This is a genomic window from Peribacillus sp. SIMBA_075, from assembly GCF_046534585.1.
This window is the reverse complement of the sequence record NZ_JAWRYN010000006.1, coordinates 12,109-31,495: the sequence shown is the minus strand read 5'-3', so window position 1 is coordinate 31,495 and position 19,387 is coordinate 12,109. Positions and strand designations below refer to the sequence as shown.

At 33.8% G+C, this 19,387-nt stretch carries 22 protein-coding genes and 1 pseudogene; 3 read left to right on the top strand and 20 right to left on the bottom strand.

Going from position 1 to position 19,387, the window contains the following annotated elements; all coding sequences use genetic code 11:
- Positions 1-3 precede the first annotated feature (3 nt).
- From SB775_RS06960 to SB775_RS06890, 15 genes are all read right to left on the bottom strand, one after another.
- Positions 4-570, bottom strand: a complete 567-nt coding sequence (locus SB775_RS06960; RefSeq protein WP_410861007.1) for a major tail protein — start codon at positions 568-570, stop codon at positions 4-6.
- Positions 571-610: 40 nt separating this feature from the next.
- A complete protein-coding gene (locus tag SB775_RS06955; RefSeq protein ID WP_410861005.1) occupies positions 611-982 on the bottom strand; it encodes a hypothetical protein in 372 nt (123 codons plus the stop codon).
- A complete protein-coding gene (locus tag SB775_RS06950) occupies positions 979-1,365 on the bottom strand; it encodes an HK97-gp10 family putative phage morphogenesis protein (protein ID WP_410861004.1) in 387 nt (128 codons plus the stop codon). The genes SB775_RS06955 and SB775_RS06950 overlap by 4 nt, the downstream gene beginning before the upstream one ends.
- The gene (locus SB775_RS06945; RefSeq protein WP_410861003.1) at positions 1,365-1,685 is read right to left on the bottom strand and encodes a phage head closure protein; all 321 of its coding nucleotides are present in this window, start codon (positions 1,683-1,685) and stop codon (positions 1,365-1,367) included. The genes SB775_RS06950 and SB775_RS06945 overlap by 1 nt, the downstream gene beginning before the upstream one ends.
- Entirely contained in the window at positions 1,682-2,002 is a 321-nt protein-coding gene (locus SB775_RS06940; protein WP_410861002.1) for a head-tail connector protein, read from the bottom strand. The genes SB775_RS06945 and SB775_RS06940 overlap by 4 nt, the downstream gene beginning before the upstream one ends.
- 19 nt (positions 2,003-2,021) lie before the next feature.
- Positions 2,022-3,212: a phage major capsid protein gene (locus SB775_RS06935; RefSeq protein ID WP_410861001.1), complete on the bottom strand. Its 1,191-nt coding sequence runs from the start codon at positions 3,210-3,212 to the stop codon at positions 2,022-2,024.
- 50 nt (positions 3,213-3,262) lie between these two features.
- Positions 3,263-4,039: a head maturation protease, ClpP-related gene (locus SB775_RS06930; protein ID WP_410860999.1), complete on the bottom strand. Its 777-nt coding sequence runs from the start codon at positions 4,037-4,039 to the stop codon at positions 3,263-3,265.
- On the bottom strand, positions 3,966-5,255 hold the full coding sequence (locus SB775_RS06925) for a phage portal protein (protein ID WP_410860998.1): 1,290 nt from the start codon (positions 5,253-5,255) through the stop codon (positions 3,966-3,968). Before SB775_RS06925 ends, SB775_RS06930 begins: the two co-directional genes overlap by 74 nt.
- Positions 5,256-5,284: 29 nt before the next feature.
- Complete coding sequence (locus tag SB775_RS06920) at positions 5,285-7,006, bottom strand: terminase large subunit (RefSeq protein WP_410860997.1); 1,722 nt, start codon at positions 7,004-7,006, stop codon at positions 5,285-5,287.
- Positions 7,003-7,494 carry a phage terminase small subunit P27 family gene (locus SB775_RS06915; RefSeq protein ID WP_410860996.1) on the bottom strand — a complete coding sequence of 164 codons (492 nt, stop codon included), beginning with the start codon at positions 7,492-7,494 and terminating at the stop codon, positions 7,003-7,005. Before SB775_RS06915 ends, SB775_RS06920 begins: the two co-directional genes overlap by 4 nt.
- A 107-nt stretch (positions 7,495-7,601) precedes the next feature.
- Positions 7,602-7,838, bottom strand: a complete 237-nt coding sequence (locus SB775_RS06910) for an HNH endonuclease (RefSeq protein WP_410861130.1) — start codon at positions 7,836-7,838, stop codon at positions 7,602-7,604.
- Between the two features lie 29 nt (positions 7,839-7,867).
- The gene (locus SB775_RS06905) at positions 7,868-8,032 is read right to left on the bottom strand and encodes a hypothetical protein (RefSeq protein WP_410861145.1); all 165 of its coding nucleotides are present in this window, start codon (positions 8,030-8,032) and stop codon (positions 7,868-7,870) included.
- A gap of 201 nt (positions 8,033-8,233) precedes the next feature.
- A complete protein-coding gene (locus SB775_RS06900) occupies positions 8,234-9,019 on the bottom strand; it encodes a hypothetical protein (protein ID WP_410860995.1) in 786 nt (261 codons plus the stop codon).
- Positions 9,020-9,136: 117 nt separating this feature from the next.
- Positions 9,137-9,691, bottom strand: coding sequence for a hypothetical protein (locus SB775_RS06895; protein ID WP_410860993.1), 555 nt, complete (start codon positions 9,689-9,691; stop codon positions 9,137-9,139).
- A 166-nt stretch (positions 9,692-9,857) separates the two neighbouring features.
- Entirely contained in the window at positions 9,858-10,304 is a 447-nt protein-coding gene (locus SB775_RS06890; RefSeq protein WP_410860992.1) for a hypothetical protein, read from the bottom strand.
- 268 nt (positions 10,305-10,572) lie between these two features.
- Between SB775_RS06890 and SB775_RS06885 the strand changes: the two genes are divergently transcribed.
- The gene (locus tag SB775_RS06885; protein WP_410860991.1) at positions 10,573-11,241 is read left to right on the top strand and encodes a hypothetical protein; all 669 of its coding nucleotides are present in this window, start codon (positions 10,573-10,575) and stop codon (positions 11,239-11,241) included.
- Positions 11,242-11,348: 107 nt separating this feature from the next.
- Here the strand turns inward: SB775_RS06885 and SB775_RS06880 are convergent, their stop codons facing one another.
- The 5 genes from SB775_RS06880 to SB775_RS06860 form a co-directional block, all read right to left on the bottom strand.
- Entirely contained in the window at positions 11,349-11,885 is a 537-nt protein-coding gene (locus SB775_RS06880) for an HNH endonuclease (RefSeq protein ID WP_410860990.1), read from the bottom strand.
- A 403-nt stretch (positions 11,886-12,288) separates the two neighbouring features.
- On the bottom strand, positions 12,289-14,970 hold the full coding sequence (locus tag SB775_RS06875; RefSeq protein WP_410860988.1) for a C1 domain-containing protein: 2,682 nt from the start codon (positions 14,968-14,970) through the stop codon (positions 12,289-12,291).
- Between the two features lie 298 nt (positions 14,971-15,268).
- Positions 15,269-15,928, bottom strand: coding sequence for a hypothetical protein (locus SB775_RS06870; RefSeq protein WP_410860987.1), 660 nt, complete (start codon positions 15,926-15,928; stop codon positions 15,269-15,271).
- Positions 15,929-16,129: 201 nt separating this feature from the next.
- Positions 16,130-16,594 carry a helix-turn-helix domain-containing protein gene (locus SB775_RS06865; protein WP_410860985.1) on the bottom strand — a complete coding sequence of 155 codons (465 nt, stop codon included), beginning with the start codon at positions 16,592-16,594 and terminating at the stop codon, positions 16,130-16,132.
- A 411-nt stretch (positions 16,595-17,005) separates the two neighbouring features.
- Positions 17,006-17,407, bottom strand: a complete 402-nt coding sequence (locus SB775_RS06860; RefSeq protein ID WP_410860983.1) for an RDD family protein — start codon at positions 17,405-17,407, stop codon at positions 17,006-17,008.
- A gap of 210 nt (positions 17,408-17,617) precedes the next feature.
- Here SB775_RS06860 and SB775_RS06855 point away from each other — a divergent pair, with 210 nt between their 5' ends.
- A complete protein-coding gene (locus tag SB775_RS06855) occupies positions 17,618-18,751 on the top strand; it encodes a tyrosine-type recombinase/integrase (RefSeq protein WP_410860982.1) in 1,134 nt (377 codons plus the stop codon).
- A gap of 60 nt (positions 18,752-18,811) precedes the next feature.
- Positions 18,812-19,336 (top strand): annotated as a pseudogene (locus SB775_RS06850) (DUF3898 domain-containing protein); the annotation flags it as partial.
- Positions 19,337-19,387 lie beyond the last annotated feature (51 nt).

The window sequence follows — 19,387 nt, the reverse complement described above, 5'->3', positions numbered from 1 at the left end:
TAATTAAGCTTCTGGTGTTGCTACGAATGGTGCGTTAAAGAATGTATCGTATCCAACGAAATCTTCATCTGCTGTATCAGCTTCTACTTTAAATGCTTTATCGCTTTCACGAGGAATGAATGTAGCATCAAGTGAAGTTGTTTTGTATTCTACTCCATCTGCTTTAGAAGAATAGTCATCAGAAGGAATATTAAATTTACCTTTCAATAACCATTTGCAAATCTCTGTGTCATCACTACGAGTACCAATGTAACCGATAGCTACGTAAGGTGCTTTTGCGTCTGCTTTAAATATTGTTACTCCGTTTTTAGCTTCAAGTCCTAATAGTTCTCTTAATACTGCTGAATCAAGTCCCGGTACTTCCATGTTTAAAGTTGTTTCACCAATTTGAGTATCAGTATCATATGCCACGTTATCTGCATATTGAGTTTCTGAAGCTGTAGCAATTTCTGTGCTGATTTGGATAATTGGTGCTAGTGGTTTAACTGTTCCGTAAGTTGTTCCTGTTTTTGAATCCTCTGTTAATACTGCGTATACTACTTTATGTACACCTGTTACTGACTTTGCCATTATTATTTTCCTCCTGTACCCGTTGTGGGTGTGATAGTTTTTATAGTGATACTTGCCCTTTATACCTAAATATTTTTCTCATTGCACCTGTATCAGGTTCATAACGAGAAGACACCCCAATTCTCGTAAGTTGGAGTGCCTTCATTTTCTGATCAATTAAGTTTTGTAATTCTGATGGGTCGCCTTGTACCCATAAATCAATTTGAATTGGTATTTCTGAAACTGTCGCTTTATTATCTGCGTAATGTTTATCATAGTTATCAATCTCAATAACTCGGATAATTGGATATTCTAATTCTTTATCTTCGTCTGGTTGTGGTACTACCCATCTGTGGATATTTCCTTTAGTCAATGTAGCGATTTGTTCATCATTCAACAAAGCACTCATGACAGGGACTTCTAAATCTTTCACAAGCCCAACTCCTTTTGCATTACATCTTTCATCTTCTGCTTAACTTTAGTCTTAGATGATTGGATTGTTTTCTGTGCTGGAGCTACAGGAGACATGAACATTGTTCCATACTCAAGGAAATGGAATCTCCAACCGACTTCACCATTAGCACCTACTCGAACGTGTGGAACTCCACCTTTTCTTTTAATGTCAGTTACAATGATGTTGTCTTTGATATGCTCATGATCAATTTCTGATACAGGTATCGCTTCTCTTAATTCTTCTGCAAATACCTCTCCACCAGCCTTAATAGCTTTATTTTTAGCCCTTGCACCTTTTCGACCAAGTTCTTCTAAATCCTTAATTATTTTTTCATAGCCTTTGATATGGAAACTTGCACCCATCACTTAACGTCCTTACATCGTAATATCATTTCATGTTTCAACCTTGTGCTATCCTCTGTATAAAGTAGTTGATACTCAGCACCCTTGTACTTCACAATCATTCCAGACTTAAGACCTTTTTTATAACGAATCCTAAAGCTAATGGTGTATTCTGTTTGTGGAAGTGATTCATTATAGACAGACCTTGTGACTGGATTAAGCTTTTCTGACATTGTAGAATATTTTTTTACCCATGTTCTTTTAGAAATAAATGTTATTGGGTCTTTAATATTTTCGTATCCGCCTATCTCAATTCGTGTATCCATTCTCCCTGAATTCATAACGATCCATCCAGTTCTTTACGGTAACAAAATTGTAGTTGATTTAATACGGATTGAATTGAATAGGGTAGCAAGTTCACATTTTGATAAGTCACAGGATTTCTATTTTCATAAAAATGAGTGACAACTAACATGACTGCTAAAGATTCAATCGTCCTATCAGGTCTGTAGGTTATTTTGTATTTTGTTGCATTATAAATAAATTCCTCTGATTGAAGAATATAGAGGGACAACGATAAGTCGTCCTCTTTATCCTCTTCATCAATTCTCAAATAGGCTTTCACATACTTAAGAATATCTGCATTTACTTCAAGCAAGGTTACTCACCTTTCTTTCTTAGCCCAATTTAGCCATACGGATTTGAGCAGCTTCTTTGTTTACGATACGACCATCAAAACGGAATACACCTTTAGCTTCTGTTTTGTCAGTTCTCCAAGCTTCTCCACCAATTTGAGTAGACTCTACGCTCATTTGTTTACGGTCAAACATTGTGTAAAGAGCTTTCAAATCACCAATGATGAATGGAGTCTTTTGGTCTACACCTGTACCAACGTTAGGAAGGAAATCTTTAGGTACTTTAACAATCTCTGAACCTAAGAAAACATTACCTGATTTTTTAGTTGCATCTGGTTGTAAGTAAGATTTACCAGAAGCGTCAACAATTCCATCAAGTTTGTTATAACCATCAGCATTAGTGAAGATTACAACTTGGTCGCCAGTTAATTGCTCTAGGTCAACGTTAAGAACTGTTTTCAATTTCTTGATAACACTTGCATCAGTACCAGAGAAATCAATATCAGATTTAACAACATCAGTAGAAGTCATGATACCTTGAGCAGCATTGACACCTGATCCATTAAATACTTGGTAGTTGTAAGTGTTGATTTCATTCTTAGCCATCCAACGGATGATATAAGCCAAGATTGCTTCGTCAGAATCTTCAAGTAGTTCGTTAGTCAATGGAATGAAACCAGCATATTTACGTACTTTGTATTCGAAATCAGTGAATTCTGGTTCATGTAATTGTTGAATTGCCGCTCCTTCATCTAGAGAAGCGAAACCTACAGCTTGTGGTTTGTTAGCTTCGATTGCACGAGAACCTTTAAGAGTTGTTACAGGCTCAACATTAACGTAGTTACGAACATCAAATGTGTCACTTTGAAGTTCAATGATTCTTGTGTGAACGTCATCAGGTACAGTTACTCCACCTTTTTCTTTCAAGCCTTCTTGCATAAGGTTTTTCATTTCAGTTAGTTCATTAGAAGATAGTTCTTTACCTACGATTGCTTTTGCGAATACAGTTGCCAAGTTTACTTTTTCTTCGTATTTAACTTCTTTAATTTCATTTGTCATTTCCATCTTAGTCTCCTCAAATAGTGATTTTGCAATTTCAAATTCTTCATTCATATCTTGAATTTCTAAAGACATTGCTTTTGCTTCTGCTTTCTTACCGTCTTTCAGTAATGCACGAGCTTCCTCTTTTTTTGCTGAAATTTTATCCATCATTTCTACTAATTCTTTATTCATTGTTATTTCCTCCAGTTTTTTGTTTGTTTTTTTTCCATAAAAAAAAAGACCTATAATAAGTCTAGTTCCAAGGCCAATAGTTCTAATTCTTCATCAATACTGTTTTCTACATTGTCAATTTCAGGTATAGTTTCAACCTTTGGTTCTTCAACTTTCTTTTCTGTTAGATTCTTCGGTGTATTTTTGTACTCATCCAAATACTTAGAAGCACTTGCAGCCATTTTATTTTCTTCTGCTACTTCAATATTGAAGTATTGTGAAGCTTCATTACCATCCATCCAAGTTTCAGCGTGTACCATTTCCTTAATTGTTTCGATATCTACGCCTTCCTTTAGATTCTCTTGGTAAATGTTCAAAATACCTTGTTCCATTACATCTAAATCGTCTGCCATTTTTCTCAAATCTTTAGCATTTCCTTGTGCTCCTACCCAAGGGGAATGAATCATTAGGAAAGCATTACTTGGGATAATTAGCTTATCTCCAGCCATTGCAATAACACTTGCAATAGAAGCCGCTAATCCATCTACATGAACAGTCTTATGTGCTTTATGTCGTTTAAGCATGTTATAGATTGCTATTCCACCAAAAACGCTACCTCCACCAGAATTTATGTAAATGTTTAAATTAGGTTTGTCTTTAACTTCGTCTAGGAAGTTTTTAATATTGTCTGGATACTGGTCAGTTTGTTCCCATGCACTCCATTCAGAAGATACAATATCCCCATAAAAATACAGGTCTGCAGATTCTTCTGTTTTATTCTTGATCTCCATCCAATCCTTCGTCAATCTTGCCACCTCCTTTCGAAGTATCTGGTTTCTCGATATCATCAATCTTTACATTTGCAGAGTTAGTAAATAAATTATCTGCATTTCCACCCCTAGAAGCATATCCAAGTGCGTCTCTGGATTCATCAGGTGTAAAGATACCTGCACCTGTAAGCTTAACCAATCCATCAACCTGTTTCTCATAATCAGCTCTTAGTATGACGTTAGGGTTAAATTCAAATTTAAAACCAGCATCAATCTCTCTTTCCAATAGAAGCTTATTTGAAATTTCTTCTTCATACGCTTTTAAGATAGGTAATAATGTATTGATATAGAAATCACGTTGTTGTGTTTCCACATTCGCATAATTCCCCTTATCATAATCATTTAAGAAACTTGGTTTAATTCCAAACGCTGATGCAATTTGTAATGATGTATACTTTGATATCGGTAAGAATTGTGCATCAACCATGTTCATATTTAAAGTTTCTAATTTAAAACCCGGTGGAACGATAGGTAATGTACCGCCTTTATCAGATCCACCTGCATGAGCAGTTACTCCCCTTGCAAAATCATGAGCATCAGATTCACTAATATTCATGTTGCTCTCATAAGTTAAATAGCCTTTTCCCATCAATCCTGTTTTGTAGTAATTGTTCAAATAGTTAGTAGCTCTTTTGCTGTTATCAATCTGTGTTCCTAACATCTGACGGATAGACAATCCTTTAATTCCATCAAAAGAAACCGAAGTTTTAAAATGCAGAACTTCGTCACTATGGAATTTGTATTGCTTTCCTGTTTGTTTATCTTGATAGTGATACCAGACCGCATTTACTTGTCCAAATACACCCTTCTCACTAAACTTTACAGTCACATCTGTACTAGGTAATCCCCATAAATGTTTCAGTGTTCCATTAGGATTACGTTCAATATACACATATGCGTTTCCATGTTGGTTACGATTCATCTCTACTGCTGCCCATAATGAACTAGGTGAAGTAGTTGGATTAGGTCTTCTTAAAACTTTATACGCTGGATGGTCAGTTACCTTAACTAAACCACTATCAGTGTCTTGATACATCTTAAGTGGAAGTTTGCTTAAGCTCTCTGAAAGTATTCTAAGGCATACATTATAAGTAACATCTGACATATCATCATCACTCATAAGGTCTTCTCCTAGAAACAATCTAAGAAAATCAGTACTATCTAATCCAAATGTATTTCTTTCCTTTGCTTCATTTTTAAACTTTGTAAATTTGAAAAAGTCTTTGATTCCCAAAATATCACCCCCCTTCTCATTCAAATTCATTACCAACCTAATTTCTTAAGAGCATCTTCGCCCCTAAATTGTGAGAAGTTAAATTTAACTTTCATTGCCTGATGCCATGCATCAATAACCGCATCGACTGGATCAATACGTTTTCTTTCTAGGTTTTTATCAATTTTGATTTCACCATATGAATTAGAAACTGTTTCAGCATTTGCAACTGACCAAGAAAGCAGTGCACTTTTCTTGTTGTACAGTACATTTCCAGCTTCAACTTCCAATCTAAAGTCACAAGTTGCATCATTTAACTGTTTATGAGACTGTCCAACTTCAAAAACTGGAACGCCTATCTCTTGTAAATCATGTAAAAACGAAGAAGCATTATGAGGGTCATAACAAATCATTTTAACTTTTAAGTTGTATTCCTTAATTGTCTTCTTTAAATATTGAAGAACGTACTTATAATCAGTTTTAATGCCCCCTAGAGTCTCTGTAGGAGTAAGCAATTCTTCTCTTAACCAGATATCATATGGAGCGTTATCCGTCTTAATATGCTCTGCTACACGATTCTTAGGGATAAATGAATGCGAATGTATAAAGTATTTCTTTTCTTTATCTATAAAATGAGGGAACACAAAGCTCAAACTCGTTAAATCCCCGCCACTCGATAAATCCATTCCCACATAGCACTCATGTCCTTTATAATCAGCAATTGTTTTGTCTGATTCACAATTCTTCCAATGTTCAAGATTCATATATTGGTTGTCTGTAAATTGAACCCACTTATTCAACCTCTTTGTTAAGAAGTCCCTATAGTTTTCTCCACCAGTTTCTTTTGCTTCATTTGCTGTATCTTTCATTTTCTGAATGCCTTGTGGAGTTTGACAAGTCAAAGGATTTGCCTTAACCCAATTGGAACTATCCCATTGGTCATCGTCTTCATCTAATTGAGCTATGTAAACAAACCTTGATTCATTGGTTGCTACACCTTCAAGAATCCTAATGCAGTATTTATACATCTCATAGCAAGGTGAATTTAAATCAAATCCTGCAGTTGTGATAATACTAATCAGAGTTTCATCCAAATTACCTGTTCCGCCCTCTAAAATCTTGTACATTTCATTCGTGGGATGCAGATGGAATTCATCTACGATTCCTAAAAATGGACGAAATCCATCAATTTTTGTATCCCTACTCAATGCAACAATCTTAGAATCTGTATTTAAACAATCAATTTGTCCAATATATTCTTTGATTTTAAACAGTTCTGCTAGTTCAGGATCGCCTTTGATAAATTTAATCATCTCTTCTACAACAATCATGGCTTGTTTTTTCTTTGTCGCAGAGCAATAAATTTGTGCATGTTGATATTCAGTAAAGTTTCCGTAGTATGTACCAAGCACACCATTCATTAATGATTTACCTTGTTGCCTACCGACCTGTACATACGAACTACGATATCTCCTGTACCCTGTTTCTCGATGTTCCCAGCCATTCAAATTTGAGAAAATAAATGCCTGATATGGTGCTAATTCTAATGGAAACTTTTCTGTTCCTTCTGCGATCACTAAGGTTTCAGCAAATTCCAGTAGTTCATTTGCCCTTTCTTCATTGAAAACATAGGGAAATTCCTCACTTAATACGTTTAACTTTGACCTTTCTAAGTCATTCAGAAACCTTTCACATGATAATTTTACGAGTCTCCCTGTTACTTCTTTTCCGCATACTACATCTTCCGCATACTGTATTGCCCTTTGTTTCACTTCTTACCACCGCCAAACTTGTTAAACTTATTTTCCTTTGGAGCTTCTGGAGCTTTAGGAACAATAATTTTGCAACGTGAGGAAATGGTCATACCTAAATCTTGTGCTGATGTACGTGCTTGTTTGTACCAAAGCTCTATATTTTTAGAAAGTTTAACGTAATGTTCATTGGTGACATACTGACCATCTTCTAAAATTACAGGCTTCATTTTCTTTAATAATTTGTAACATTTTAACCATTCATCCTGTGCAATCAAGTACCTCGCTACTGCATCACAATCTAAATTTGACATGATCTCTACTCGCAATAGTTCATCTGTTAACTCGTAAAATTCCTTTTTTAACTTTGCAGAAAGGTGAGTAGGTGGCTTAATATTATCAGTGTTTTTCTTAACTTCTTCTGCTTTCCTTCGTTCAATTTCTTCTTTGGTAAGGTTCTTATTTCCCTTATGAAGAACCAAATCAATAGGTTGCTTTTGACCAGCCATACTCTACACACCTCCTGCTCTGTTAATTGGTCAAAAAATATTCTCGTGGGGAGTTTTTAGTGCGAAAGGGGGGCTCGGGGGTGTTTTTCCGTTTTCTAAAAAGTTTTTTACCCCTCCCCTACCCCTTGTTCAACTAACTCCCTCAGATATTCCTGTAGGTTTTCCTTTTCCATCTTTCTCTTTTCATACTCAACGTGTGTTTGCAAATGACAGCTCTGACAAAGTGAAATAAGATTCTTAGGATTATAAATAAATTCCTTTTTAACATCTTCTTCAACTGGAATGATATGATGAACTATATGCATTGACTTAATCCTCGTGTTGCCATAGCACAGTCGACACATGTACAAGTCTCTTACCTTCACTCTATGTCTTACATCACGCCATGCCTTAGTGTTGTACACGTTAGCTGACTGCTTGTTCCTACCTGTCTTGTCATAATCTCTATGCCTTGCCTTACTCTTCTCCCTGCACTCATCACACATTGAGCTATTACCTCACCACATCTACTGCATGCCTTGAGTAGTTGCATACTCATCATTCATTTTCTCCTTTGTTCTTTATCCAACCAACGCCAAATACTACAGCAAGTATAATCGGCCATAACCACCAATAATGAATAAACTTTTCGCCTTCAGACATATGGATCATGTCATAGATGAATTGCTTCATTTACCTCAATCCCTTCTTTGCAAAATAAAAAGCACCCAATGAATGGATGCCAGTTCTCAGTCTCAATCTAATTCTTTTCAGTATCATTAATAAAAAACTCTATAAATTCCCTTCCGAATTTCGTGATCGAGTACTTATCATTCTTAGATATTTTCTTAAATCGAGCAAGTTTTTTCCCTTTGCCTTTATCAATTAAAGTCAAATGGTCTTGAATTGTTAATACATTCTTATATAAATCATCAATCTCTTTATCTCTTTGAGTACTAAATAGACCAACTCGAACCAACTTCTCACGTATTGCATTATATTGATCTAAATCAATATTATTTTCATCGAGTATATCTTGATAAGTTTTACCTGACTGTCCAAAACTTGTATATGTTAAGTAATAAAAATTCAAAACTGATATATCCACTAATCTTAAATTATTTAAGGTGTCATAATAAAAAAGGACAAAATCCTCATTTATTTCTTCATGTTCAGCAATACCTAATAATCCATTTACTAAATATTTAATCTTGTCCACTTGCTGTTCTTCCGCAACATACTCAGTAACTAAGTCAGTGTATTTCTGAAATTGATCCCTTTGATTTTTATCCATTTGTTCAAGTTTTTTATTAAAGTAATCATCAATTTTTTTTATTTCTTCAATCATACACATTATGTTTCTTTCAACTTTTCTTTGTTTAATAGAAAATACAGCCGAACTTACTCCTGGAAGGAATGTCCCTAATAGAGTATCCCCCAAAAATTCACCCACTACAGAAACAGCACCTTCCGCACTCACATCAAAAACCTCACCTAACTTCCTCTTAATGCGACTTTCTGAGTTATTTTCAACTTCATTTCTCACTATAAATCCTCCCCCCTTTAGTTGAGTATTAACCAAAGTAAAAGATTTATAAAGAAAAAGAAAAGTTATATTAAATATTTCTCAAAATAAAAAAGCAAATCCCAAAGGACTTGCTTACTAACTTTTTTTCCAGCTATCGAAAAATAAACCTATTTGTGTTTCAGAACGCAATGTACTAAGCCCCCGTTCTTTAGAAAACTTAGAAATAAACTTACCTAATACCTCCAAATTTGGTGTACCAATTGAACTTGTCACTCCACCACTTTTTTCGTAGGTACATTTGTACTCTACCCCATTTTTTATTTTTTCCCTTGTTTCCTCTAAATCCTTTAGTTGATAAGGAGTCATCTTTTCTCTCATGATCTCTTCCTCATCATCCATCAGGAAACCAAGCTTTCTTTTTTGTTCTAAAATAGCTTCTTCAATCTGATTCTCATCTGTGAACTTAAATATGAGGAGTACGTTGTCAGCTAACTTTACCCAATTTTCATTGATCGAATCATATTCTTTCTGTTTTTTTCTTGCCTCTGCAAGCCCGTCTTCTAACTCTTCCATAATTGCTTTTAACTGTTCATCGTTCTTTCCTTTCAGTTTTTCATCGTTGTACTTATTTTTCCATTCTTCACGCAGCATTTTTACATAATCAATTTTCTCTTCCTTTTTTCTCACCAATTTATTTATGTCCTTTCATGAGTAGTGTATATTTCAAGTTTCCCCCTTCTAAATGGGAACTATAACCATTAATTTCTACTCTCTGAAACAAAAAACGGAATATATTCTGCGAAAGAATTATGTAGAAAATAATTTCGATAAATGAAAAGCACCCTCGGAAGGATGCTTAGATATTAAAATATTTTTTTAGTATGTTATGAAAATATTCCTCATTTACTTCGTCCCAATTACCAAATTCACCTTGTCTTTCGTGTACCCATTTCTCATTTTGATACGAGAAAGAAATTTCTTCTCTTTGAACATTTTCCCCCAGAATATCTATAAAGGTTAATGATTCATTTTCGTAATATTTAGGTCTAGGTGATAACGTCACTCGTTTTCCTTCAAATTCTATTATTAATTCATTAAATGTAAAAGGTTCTTTGACAAATTTAAAATCATATTGGATAGAGACGTTTCCTTTATCTATACTTTCTTTAAGCCATTCTGTTACCAAGTTATACATTAAATTAATTTGTTCAATGTGCTGCTCTTTTCTTATTTCTGCTCTATTTGCATCATTTTCTCTTTTCTCTTTTTGATTTTTTAGAAAGTCATTAAAATTATCATTCATTCAATCACAACCCTTCTACCTAAATACTTTCGGCATATGGAGGTATTTCCCTGCTTATGTATTCACTTAATATTTCTTCTGTGTATTAATTATTAACCTCTTCAATCTTTCCTGAACAAGCACATCTAAAAACCCTTTGAAATTATATACAAAATTCGCTATGATCACATTTAGACTTCCCTTATTAGTTAGACATTAAAAAGTAAATCTTTCCTTACTTGAGCTATCATTATGATAAAATATTAATAAAAAAGGGGTTTTATAATAAATGAAATGGGTCAGTTTCTTTCACCTTACGTCAATTTCCAAATTTGACGATTTACTAATTTATTCTGAGCGTATTGAGGATTTTTTACAAACCCAAATTAGACATATAGAAACCTCATTAGATAAGGAAATTACAGCATTGAATCTTACTGAAGAAGAAGGATCTGAGTATTTCGAAAATAGGTACGAAGAAGATTATTTTAACTATACAAACTCATTTCCGACCATTCTTAGGAGATCCTTATTCTTACATGTGTACTCCATTTTCGAACAAGAACTCATAAAGCTCTGTCAAAATATTGAAAGAAAAAAATCAGACTCTATAAAATTGGGTGACCTAAAACATTCTGGAATAATAAAAGCACAAATATACTTAAAGAAAGTAGCTGGTGTACGTTTTCCTGATAATTCAAACGAATGGATTAAAATTAAAGATTACAATCAAATTAGAAATCATTTTGCACACGATGGACGAATGATTGCCGATAAGGGAACACCCCTCTTCAACTCAATTGAAAACACAAAAGGAATTAACAATACTATTTTTGGTAAGCGTAAAGGAAAAGAGATTTATGAAATCGAGTTGAATAATGAATTTTGTGATGAAGCAATTAATGTGATAATTCAATTCTTGTTGAAATTAGATGCTAACATGGAGAAAGGGAGTTGATATCTCCCTTTTTATAGGAGACTTACCCCTAGCTACCATGCATTAATTATGTATTCTATCGTGGTTTTCTATATAATATATTCTATGTATTAAATACTGGAATTTTCTTATTTAACCCCCTTGTTGTTATATCCTAAAATATTGTATTGGATAGTTTGCCAACACTTCAATTCAAACTCAGCTTGCATTAGCTTATAAAATTCAATCTTACGACCATCCCACATTTTAAAAGCTTCTTTAATAAATAGAACTTCATCTGATGTAAGGTTTTTAGATTTACCTTTAGCCATATGATCAACGTTCTCGTGATTCATTTTTTTTGTGCAAAGATGTAAGTTCGAAAACCTGTTATTTGCTTTATTACGGTCGCGATGGTCAATCTCAAGATTCTTACTCAACCAAAAACTCGGTTCAGACTCAATTGCTGCAGACATAATTACACTATGTACTGATACAACTATAGATTCTCCAAAATCATTTGTTAGCGTTGTATAAACATATCCTACATCGTTCGGTTGGGGATTTAACCACCTGTCCTTTTTCTTACTGTAAATAAGACCATTCGAAATATCAGCTAAATATCTACTGAAACCCGGAATCTCCTTGATTGTCTCGCTTACCTTTACTTTTACTATTTCTGTCATCGTTACATCATCCTTTATTTAATTAGTAGTGCATATTCACGTTATACACTCCAATCGATCTCACATGAATTAGTAAAATAAAAAGAGGACTAGATTTGAACCCTAGTCCACTCAGCACTACTAATTCGGGTGGATGAGACCCATTGGAAGGCATAAAGTTTTTTTTATAGAAATCACTTGCAATTGATGATTCTAAAGTGTATTATGAACTTAAGGTTAAATAATTACGGAATCGTTTAACTTTTTTTAGATTCTTAAAAAAAAGAGAAGAGAATTCTTGCCCTTAGTTGTGTATATTAGCTTTCTTTTTCTCTCCCTAATAGACCATTATCTACAAATACAAAGAAGGCTAGAAACCCTTATGTACCAAGGCTTCTAGCTCATTTGGATATTTATGTCACGGTCAAGCTATCTTTTTATTTTTCTCTCTTTGTTTTTTCTTCCTCAATCTTGCATTCTCCCTCTCTCTCACCTTTTGGCATTTCTCACTACATGTAACCTGAGTTCTTCTAAGCTTTCTAAATTCACTTCCGCAATGTTCACATTTAGCAGGCTCCTTTAAATTACGATCCAAGTTACGTTCAATAATTTCCCCAAAACTCAGCCATAGTGTATCTTTATATGCACTGTTTTTGACACCATATAGATATTCAATTAAAACATCTGTTATGTAAGTAGGATTCGGATTGATTTTTAAAAGTTCTAACTTTATGTATTTATAAACGTACATTTTCCCTTTCTTCTTAAACTCACCATCATTAGCTTTAATCATTTTATTCTTATTCTTATCTAATTCCTTGTACCTTTTAATGATATCCATTTCTTCAGTCACTTTAATCTGTTTGCGGTTCATAAGAAACCTGTAGTCGAAAGTACCTCCTTCCACTTCTTTAAAATGAATATTATTCTTAGGTATGATTCGTTCCAACCTATTTACAGTGCTCTCATTAGCAGCTTCAACTTTCAACTTAGTTTTTCTACTCTTTTTATTCTTCCTTTTGTCATAAAGAAAAAAGTGTGGCAATTTGAGTTTTATGTATTCCTTAATTTTTTCATCAATATAAGGCGGTCTAATGGGACGAAATAAAGTTTTACAAAAATCAATTTCAAAGTTATTTTCCATACACATGATTTTAATGATGTTTAAATCAGGATTATCAGAATTCCATGCCTTACAAATGTTGTTTGAGATTTCACCTATATTGGCTTCAAACGAAATGATTAAACTATCGTAGATGTTCTGATTATTAATTTCTTGTGCCTTTGCTTTTTCCATTTCGTAATACAATGGAACAATTTTATCATTTTTTATATTGCGCTCAGCTACACGTAAAAGTGTTTCGTCTTTTTTTCCACTCAAAACTAAAACTTTATCTCCATCCCAATCATTTTGGATCAATTTACTAAGAGGACTATTGTTTGAGACATAAATGGCATCCGTTTTAAAATATTCATTGATTATTAATTTATCCGAACTAACCATAACGTTATCCTTGAGTCCCCACTCACGTGACAAATGTGGGCTCCTGAGTATCCCGACCTTTCCTTCAGGTTGGAGACTGCAATGGACTTCATTTTCTACAAGTAAAGGCTTAGCTTCTCCATTGAATAGGAACTCACAGAAGCTATATAAATCAGGAATAACAAACGTATATGACCCTTCCACATTCAATTTTCCTGTTTTAGCTTCATTAACCAAAGATCGCTTTTTAGTCATTATCGCTTCTTTGGAATATGCGTCATTGAGCATCTGTGGATACTTCAGTAATGACTTCTGAAAGCTTCTCTTGCGTTCATTCGCTTCTGTTGCACCTAAGACCTTTAACATTGTCAATTTATCTTCCCCAAGCACCTTTATATCTTGGATAGATGAAGAAGCTATCTCCTTTAACTCATCGTCCGAAACATCTGTTAAACTTTCTAACATTTGATAATTGATTTTTCCATCATTGAAATCAGCCTCTTCTTCATTCAACTTGGCTGCTTTACAGTTATACTCTTTAAATCGCTTCTTATAATCCTCCCATGAATCAAAATAAGCGCTCATCTTCCATTGTGACCTAGTGAAAATAATCGATATGCCGTCATCTACAACATCCCAAACTTTATTATCAATATCCGTTACCTTTGTATTTCCATGTTTAGTAAAATCATAGACTGCGAGCAATCCTTTAATCCACGGCAAACGACACATAAAGTTTTTTTCTGATACACTTGGTAACATCATCCCAACTCCATCTGTAGCTGTAATTGGAACATTCATTTTTTGACGCTTAATTTTATAAGTATCCCTGTCTATATAATCGACTTCAGAAAAAACTTCTAATTCGAGATCATCTACTACAATGCATTTATCTATATCAAAACCATCTACATTTTGATTAGGGTAATTCCATTCCTCTGACGCTGAAAATATTAATGCTTTATAACTGAGATATTTGTTAACGTTGCATCCTTTTTTCTCACTGTTGTTTATTTCATCAATACTTAATCCACAAGTTAATGAATCCTTATGTTCATCCCATAATGCCTTCTTGATCCAAACGCCTTTTTTCTGTCTAATTTGGCCTGCACTTGAGCTCATGTAAATATAGTGCTCACCATCAGGATTCACAAAACCATCTTTAATCAATCCTTCTAACACTTTTTCATGATAAGACTGGATGACCATTATATCCTCTGATAATTCATCAATTTCCATTTCGAGTGTCCTGCTTAATACGGAGTCAAACACTGAGATGACTTGGTTCTCCTTCATCTCTTCCTTTCTTAGAGTACGAATACCAGTGTGATTATCGATTAATTTGTACAAATCTTTCTTAAGTTCATTGATACCCTTTTCCTTTTCTGCATCAGATCCATTATTAACTTTTTTAATTTCTGCGTTTATTTTCTTTTTTTCCACTTTAATTTGTTTCTTAGTCAAACTTACATCCTGAGCCAAATCGGATTTCATCTTGGCTAACTTTTTCTTATATCCTTTCAGATTCTGGATTCGCCTAAAAATTTTATACTCATCATCATTAAAAAATGAATATGTCCCTAAAGAATAAATGAACACCTGATTTTCTAAACCTTTTCCCATTTAATCATTCTCCTTTTGTATAATTGTTTAATTTCATTTCCAACTAACCGATTATGTAAAAATTAAATTTGAAACTTATGATATGAATAAATTTAATCCCACATTTCGAAATATATTTTTTCGAAATTGAAATACTGTATATTGTTTTATCTTGTATGTATATTAATATTAAATTGTATACTACTTACAGTACTGCCAATGTTGCACTAGGAGTACCGCACCTCTGCATTCTAAATTTCTACTTCTGCATTCTTAATCGCTACCTCTGCATGTAGAGTACTTAGAGAAAACCCTTGTTTTAGTGGAGAATATCAGCCACAAAATAATGATTATTATAGCGGTCATATTGCAGCTCATCGTCTAAGTATTCATGTGTTGGTTCCAGTTTATGTTTGACTATTTTAAGTAACTTTGCTTTCTTCAATTGCCTATTCGCCTCTTCCACTTTTGTTTTCGATATACGAAACCTCTTAGTAATTGATTCGAAACCAGAAAAACAATAATCATGTCCGTTTCCGTCTAGGTTTTTATTGATACGACTCTTATAATAGAAAATTTGTCTAAAGGCATAGGTATCAATCTGATCGTTATTAAAGTATGTAAAAATTGAAGCTGATAATTTTGTAAATGCTCTACCTTCTGCGATTGAATCATTAAATACGATATTTATTTTCCCTTTAGTGGGGACTTTATCGATTCTGTTTTTAATTAAATCCAAACTATGTAAGTGATTAATCCTCTTCTTAAAAGTTCTTGTGTCGGTGATTTTCAAAAAGTTCATTAAAGTACGATGATCTAATTTCAGGATATTCCCATTATCCTCTGGGTTTCTAAAGTGCAAAAAACAAAGTCGCGTATACATTGCGAACTCTTCATTGTTCAAAAAGATTTCCTCATTCCTCACAATGTTAGTAGGCACATGCACATATAGCGTTTTCCTTTGGGTAGTTTCTTCCATACGCATCCTCCTGTATAATTGTTTAACTGAATAATTAGTTAATTTAACGTTTTTCATGTATGTAATATGTCCTGTAATTCTTTTCTCGCTTGTATGTACTGATGTTTGATACTTGGTTCATAGTTCCATCACCTTGAATTTTAGTTTCGTAATTTGAAAATTACATCAAAACCACCTCCCTTAAATTCATTTTATATAATATTACTCGTTATTCTTTATTTCATTAACTAAAGCCTTCACTTTGTCTAGTTGACTATAAAAATCTTTCTCTGAAAATAACACTTTCATTAGTGTATTGTTTTTCAATGCTTGTTTTAATTCGTGTACATGTTCTAATATTTCGACTTGAGCTTCCAGCAATTTTTTGTTTCTTTCTATATCATTTCGAAGTGACTCACTCAAATCCTCATTAAAAATCAGTTTATTATTTTCAATAATGATTCCAATCTTAACCCTGTCTAACTCGGAAATTTCTCTGTTATCAAATATGTCATTATTTTCAAAGGGCACATTGAAAATTTCACACAGTTTTTCTTTATGGTGATTTGGTATTGGCTTTCTCCCAGTCTTCCATGAATTCAATTGCTGCGGGATACAACCCATTAAGTTTGCTAAATCCTTATTTGTGATCTTTGCTAATCTACAGAAATAATCTATGGTGTGCAATTTATATCCTCCTTTCTTAACAGGGTAGATAATAAACCCCTTTGGTAAATTTAGTATATAACGGGGTAGATAATAAATCAATATGTTTTATTTAATTTTATTAATATCTCTTTTAAACTCACATATTTAATTCAGCCTTTATGATATTCCTTATATTGCTTTTCAGCTTTGCATATACGCATTTGAATAATGTTCATTTAGAATCCACCTTTCTATAATAAGGGCACAAACACCTGCTGCTATAGAGTTCTAGAAACTTGAATTACGTGCCACTTTTCAGTGACAAGTTTTTTATGGATTTTTCTAAAATAAAAAAGCCAGTGAATAGGCTTTTAAAAGAATAATAATATTCGGTTGAATTTTCACTTTTTTGCAATAAAAAAAGCAGCTATTAAACTGCTTATCAATTAATCATGGTTTATTTGATGTCACGTATGTACCAGCTATAAAATCATGTATGGCTCTATGATCGTTTCTTAAACCGACCATGAACATACTAACAATGAATCCTATCCCTAATGTAACAACATAAACTAAACCTGCAATTAAATTTCTTAATAGCATTGTACCAATACCTAACTTTTTGCCGTCGATCCTTACAATGCGTATTCCCATAATCCTTTTACCCACTGTATAGCCATACCATAATATCGGTACTATCAGCGTGTAAAGTAAATCGATAAATGTTGAAATATTATCTTCTTCCCAATCCCCAGTTATCCAACCGAAAATTAAAGATAAGGGTAAAGTAATAATAATGCCATCAAGTATTAGTGCTAAAAGTCTTTTCCAAAAACCTACTGAATCGCTCATGTCTTTCCTCCTGTTGTTTTAGTTACAGTTAACAATATTACCGATTTGAGGTTAATTTGTAATGAGTCTTTATACCCTTATAATTTACTTATTAATTCAAAATTTAATTAAGAATTAAGTAACATGATGAATGACCATAAATTAGTACCGTGTTAAAATATTAGACAAGAGTAGATAACGGGTTTGAGAGTCATAGGAGGCTCTTAAGCTATGAAAGGAAGCGTAAAAAAGAATTTAAATACAAAGAAGTGGGATTTGGTATTTGACGCGGGTAATGACCCCTTGTCTGGAAAACGTAGACAAATTAAAAGAAGAGGCTTTCTTACTAAACAAGAAGCATTAGATGCAATGACATTATTAAAATCAGAAGTTATACAGGATGAGTTTACCGACTTGAATAACTTAAGTTTAGAACGTTTTATGGATGAGTGGTTTATTGAGCGCAAAATCCAATTACAATCAAGTACTTATGAGACTCATCGTATTTACTTTAGAACGGTCATAAAACCTCGACTTGGTCACTTAAAAGTCCAAAAATTAAGTCCTTTGTTAGTACAAAACTTTATAAATGAATTGGTTCAGGAAGGTAATTATTCTGAGTACACTATCCATCTAATCTTTCGTATTTTAAGTTCAGCAATGAAGAAGGCAACTACAATAAAATTAGTAAGGGATAATCCTACTATTGGAATTACACTCCCTAAGATAAAGCGGAAAGAGATTAATGTTTGGACGGGTGAACAAATTAATCATTTTATAGCAGCATCAAAGCAGACTAAACGATTAACAAGGTGTTTTCCTGGATTTCTTATTGGCTTTTTTTGCGGATGCAGGGAAGGTGAGATTCTTGGCTTGAGATTTAAAGATCTTGATCTTGATAATGGCGTTATCTATATCCGTCAAACGTTGACTCAAAAAGCTGAAATAAAAACAGGTGCAAAGAATAAATCCAGCATTCGTTCTATCAGCATTCCGCAGAACCTAATTCCAGTATTGACAGCACAGCGAAAATTAATTCGTGAAGAAAAGCAATTACTAGGTGAGAAATATCACGATAATGATTTAGTAATTTGTACTCAAAATGGAAAACCGATTATCCCACGTAATTTTAGAAAAGAGTTTTATAATTTGACCGAAAAAGTTGGTTTACCTAAAACAAAATTCCATTCAGCTACAAGACACTCTCATGCAACATTACTTATTCAGCAAAATGTGAATGTTAAGCTAATTAGCGAACGTCTCGGACATGCTGAGATCGGAACGACTTTGGACATATACAGTCATGTGACTTCTAACATGCAGAAGAGTGTTGCAGTTGAAATTGATAAAGTGCTCAATCTGTGACCAATTTCGTGACCATCCATAACCAAAACTCAATAATATCAAGGTATGTAGCCTACTCTTCCCTACATGCCCGAAGAAGGTATGGTCGAAGAAGCCGAGCTGAAAATCCATCAGGCCTCACATGCCCGTTACTTCGAGGATTTCCTGAAATTCGTTGAATATGGCGAATCGATGCCGGAAATCATGAAAAACCAGGTCATCCATATGGTCCATGAACATGTATCCGCTCAATTCGAAGAAAACAGTGACGAATTGCACAAATTCGAACAGGACCTGGAAATCTGGGAAACTAGCGATAAGCGGGAAATTCAGGAACGCCTTGAGACCCACCAAGTCGTCGAAGCCACAGCCCAGATTGTCGAACATACACCTGAAGCCGAACTGCGCATGAAGCTTGGCAGTACATCTATCAAAGGACTTCTAGCCGATTTTGGCGACAGCATCCATTTAGGAAAGATTAACGGGAAATATGTATTGATGATAGAATCCAATACAATAGAATTCGATAAAGGCGTTTCGCCGATTGAGTTTCATAGGCCGGATGATTTGCAAATACTAATCGAAAAAATCATAAATAAAAGTTGATAAATAGTCCGAGTTTTGTGAGCAAAAATGTGAGCAGTATGTGATCAATTT

What these genes read in the sequence shown, in the direction of transcription:
- SB775_RS06960 (WP_410861007.1), bottom strand. Translation starts at nt 570, where the DNA reads ATGGCAAAGTCAGTAACAGGTGTACATAAAGTAGTATACGCAGTATTA.
- SB775_RS06950 (WP_410861004.1), bottom strand. Translation starts at nt 1,365, where the DNA reads ATGGGTGCAAGTTTCCATATCAAAGGCTATGAAAAAATAATTAAGGAT.
- SB775_RS06945 (WP_410861003.1), bottom strand. Translation starts at nt 1,685, where the DNA reads ATGAATTCAGGGAGAATGGATACACGAATTGAGATAGGCGGATACGAA.
- SB775_RS06935 (WP_410861001.1), bottom strand. Translation starts at nt 3,212, where the DNA reads ATGAATAAAGAATTAGTAGAAATGATGGATAAAATTTCAGCAAAAAAA.
- SB775_RS06930 (WP_410860999.1), bottom strand. Translation starts at nt 4,039, where the DNA reads ATGATATCGAGAAACCAGATACTTCGAAAGGAGGTGGCAAGATTGACG.
- SB775_RS06915 (WP_410860996.1), bottom strand. Translation starts at nt 7,494, where the DNA reads ATGGCTGGTCAAAAGCAACCTATTGATTTGGTTCTTCATAAGGGAAAT.
- SB775_RS06910 (WP_410861130.1), bottom strand. Translation starts at nt 7,838, where the DNA reads ATGTGTCGACTGTGCTATGGCAACACGAGGATTAAGTCAATGCATATA.
- SB775_RS06905 (WP_410861145.1), bottom strand. Translation starts at nt 8,032, where the DNA reads ATGAGTATGCAACTACTCAAGGCATGCAGTAGATGTGGTGAGGTAATA.
- SB775_RS06890 (WP_410860992.1), bottom strand. Translation starts at nt 10,304, where the DNA reads ATGAATGATAATTTTAATGACTTTCTAAAAAATCAAAAAGAGAAAAGA.
- SB775_RS06885 (WP_410860991.1), top strand. Translation starts at nt 10,573, where the DNA reads ATGAAATGGGTCAGTTTCTTTCACCTTACGTCAATTTCCAAATTTGAC.
- SB775_RS06880 (WP_410860990.1), bottom strand. Translation starts at nt 11,885, where the DNA reads ATGACAGAAATAGTAAAAGTAAAGGTAAGCGAGACAATCAAGGAGATT.
- SB775_RS06875 (WP_410860988.1), bottom strand. Translation starts at nt 14,970, where the DNA reads ATGGGAAAAGGTTTAGAAAATCAGGTGTTCATTTATTCTTTAGGGACA.
- SB775_RS06870 (WP_410860987.1), bottom strand. Translation starts at nt 15,928, where the DNA reads ATGGAAGAAACTACCCAAAGGAAAACGCTATATGTGCATGTGCCTACT.
- SB775_RS06860 (WP_410860983.1), bottom strand. Translation starts at nt 17,407, where the DNA reads ATGAGCGATTCAGTAGGTTTTTGGAAAAGACTTTTAGCACTAATACTT.
- SB775_RS06855 (WP_410860982.1), top strand. Translation starts at nt 17,618, where the DNA reads ATGAAAGGAAGCGTAAAAAAGAATTTAAATACAAAGAAGTGGGATTTG.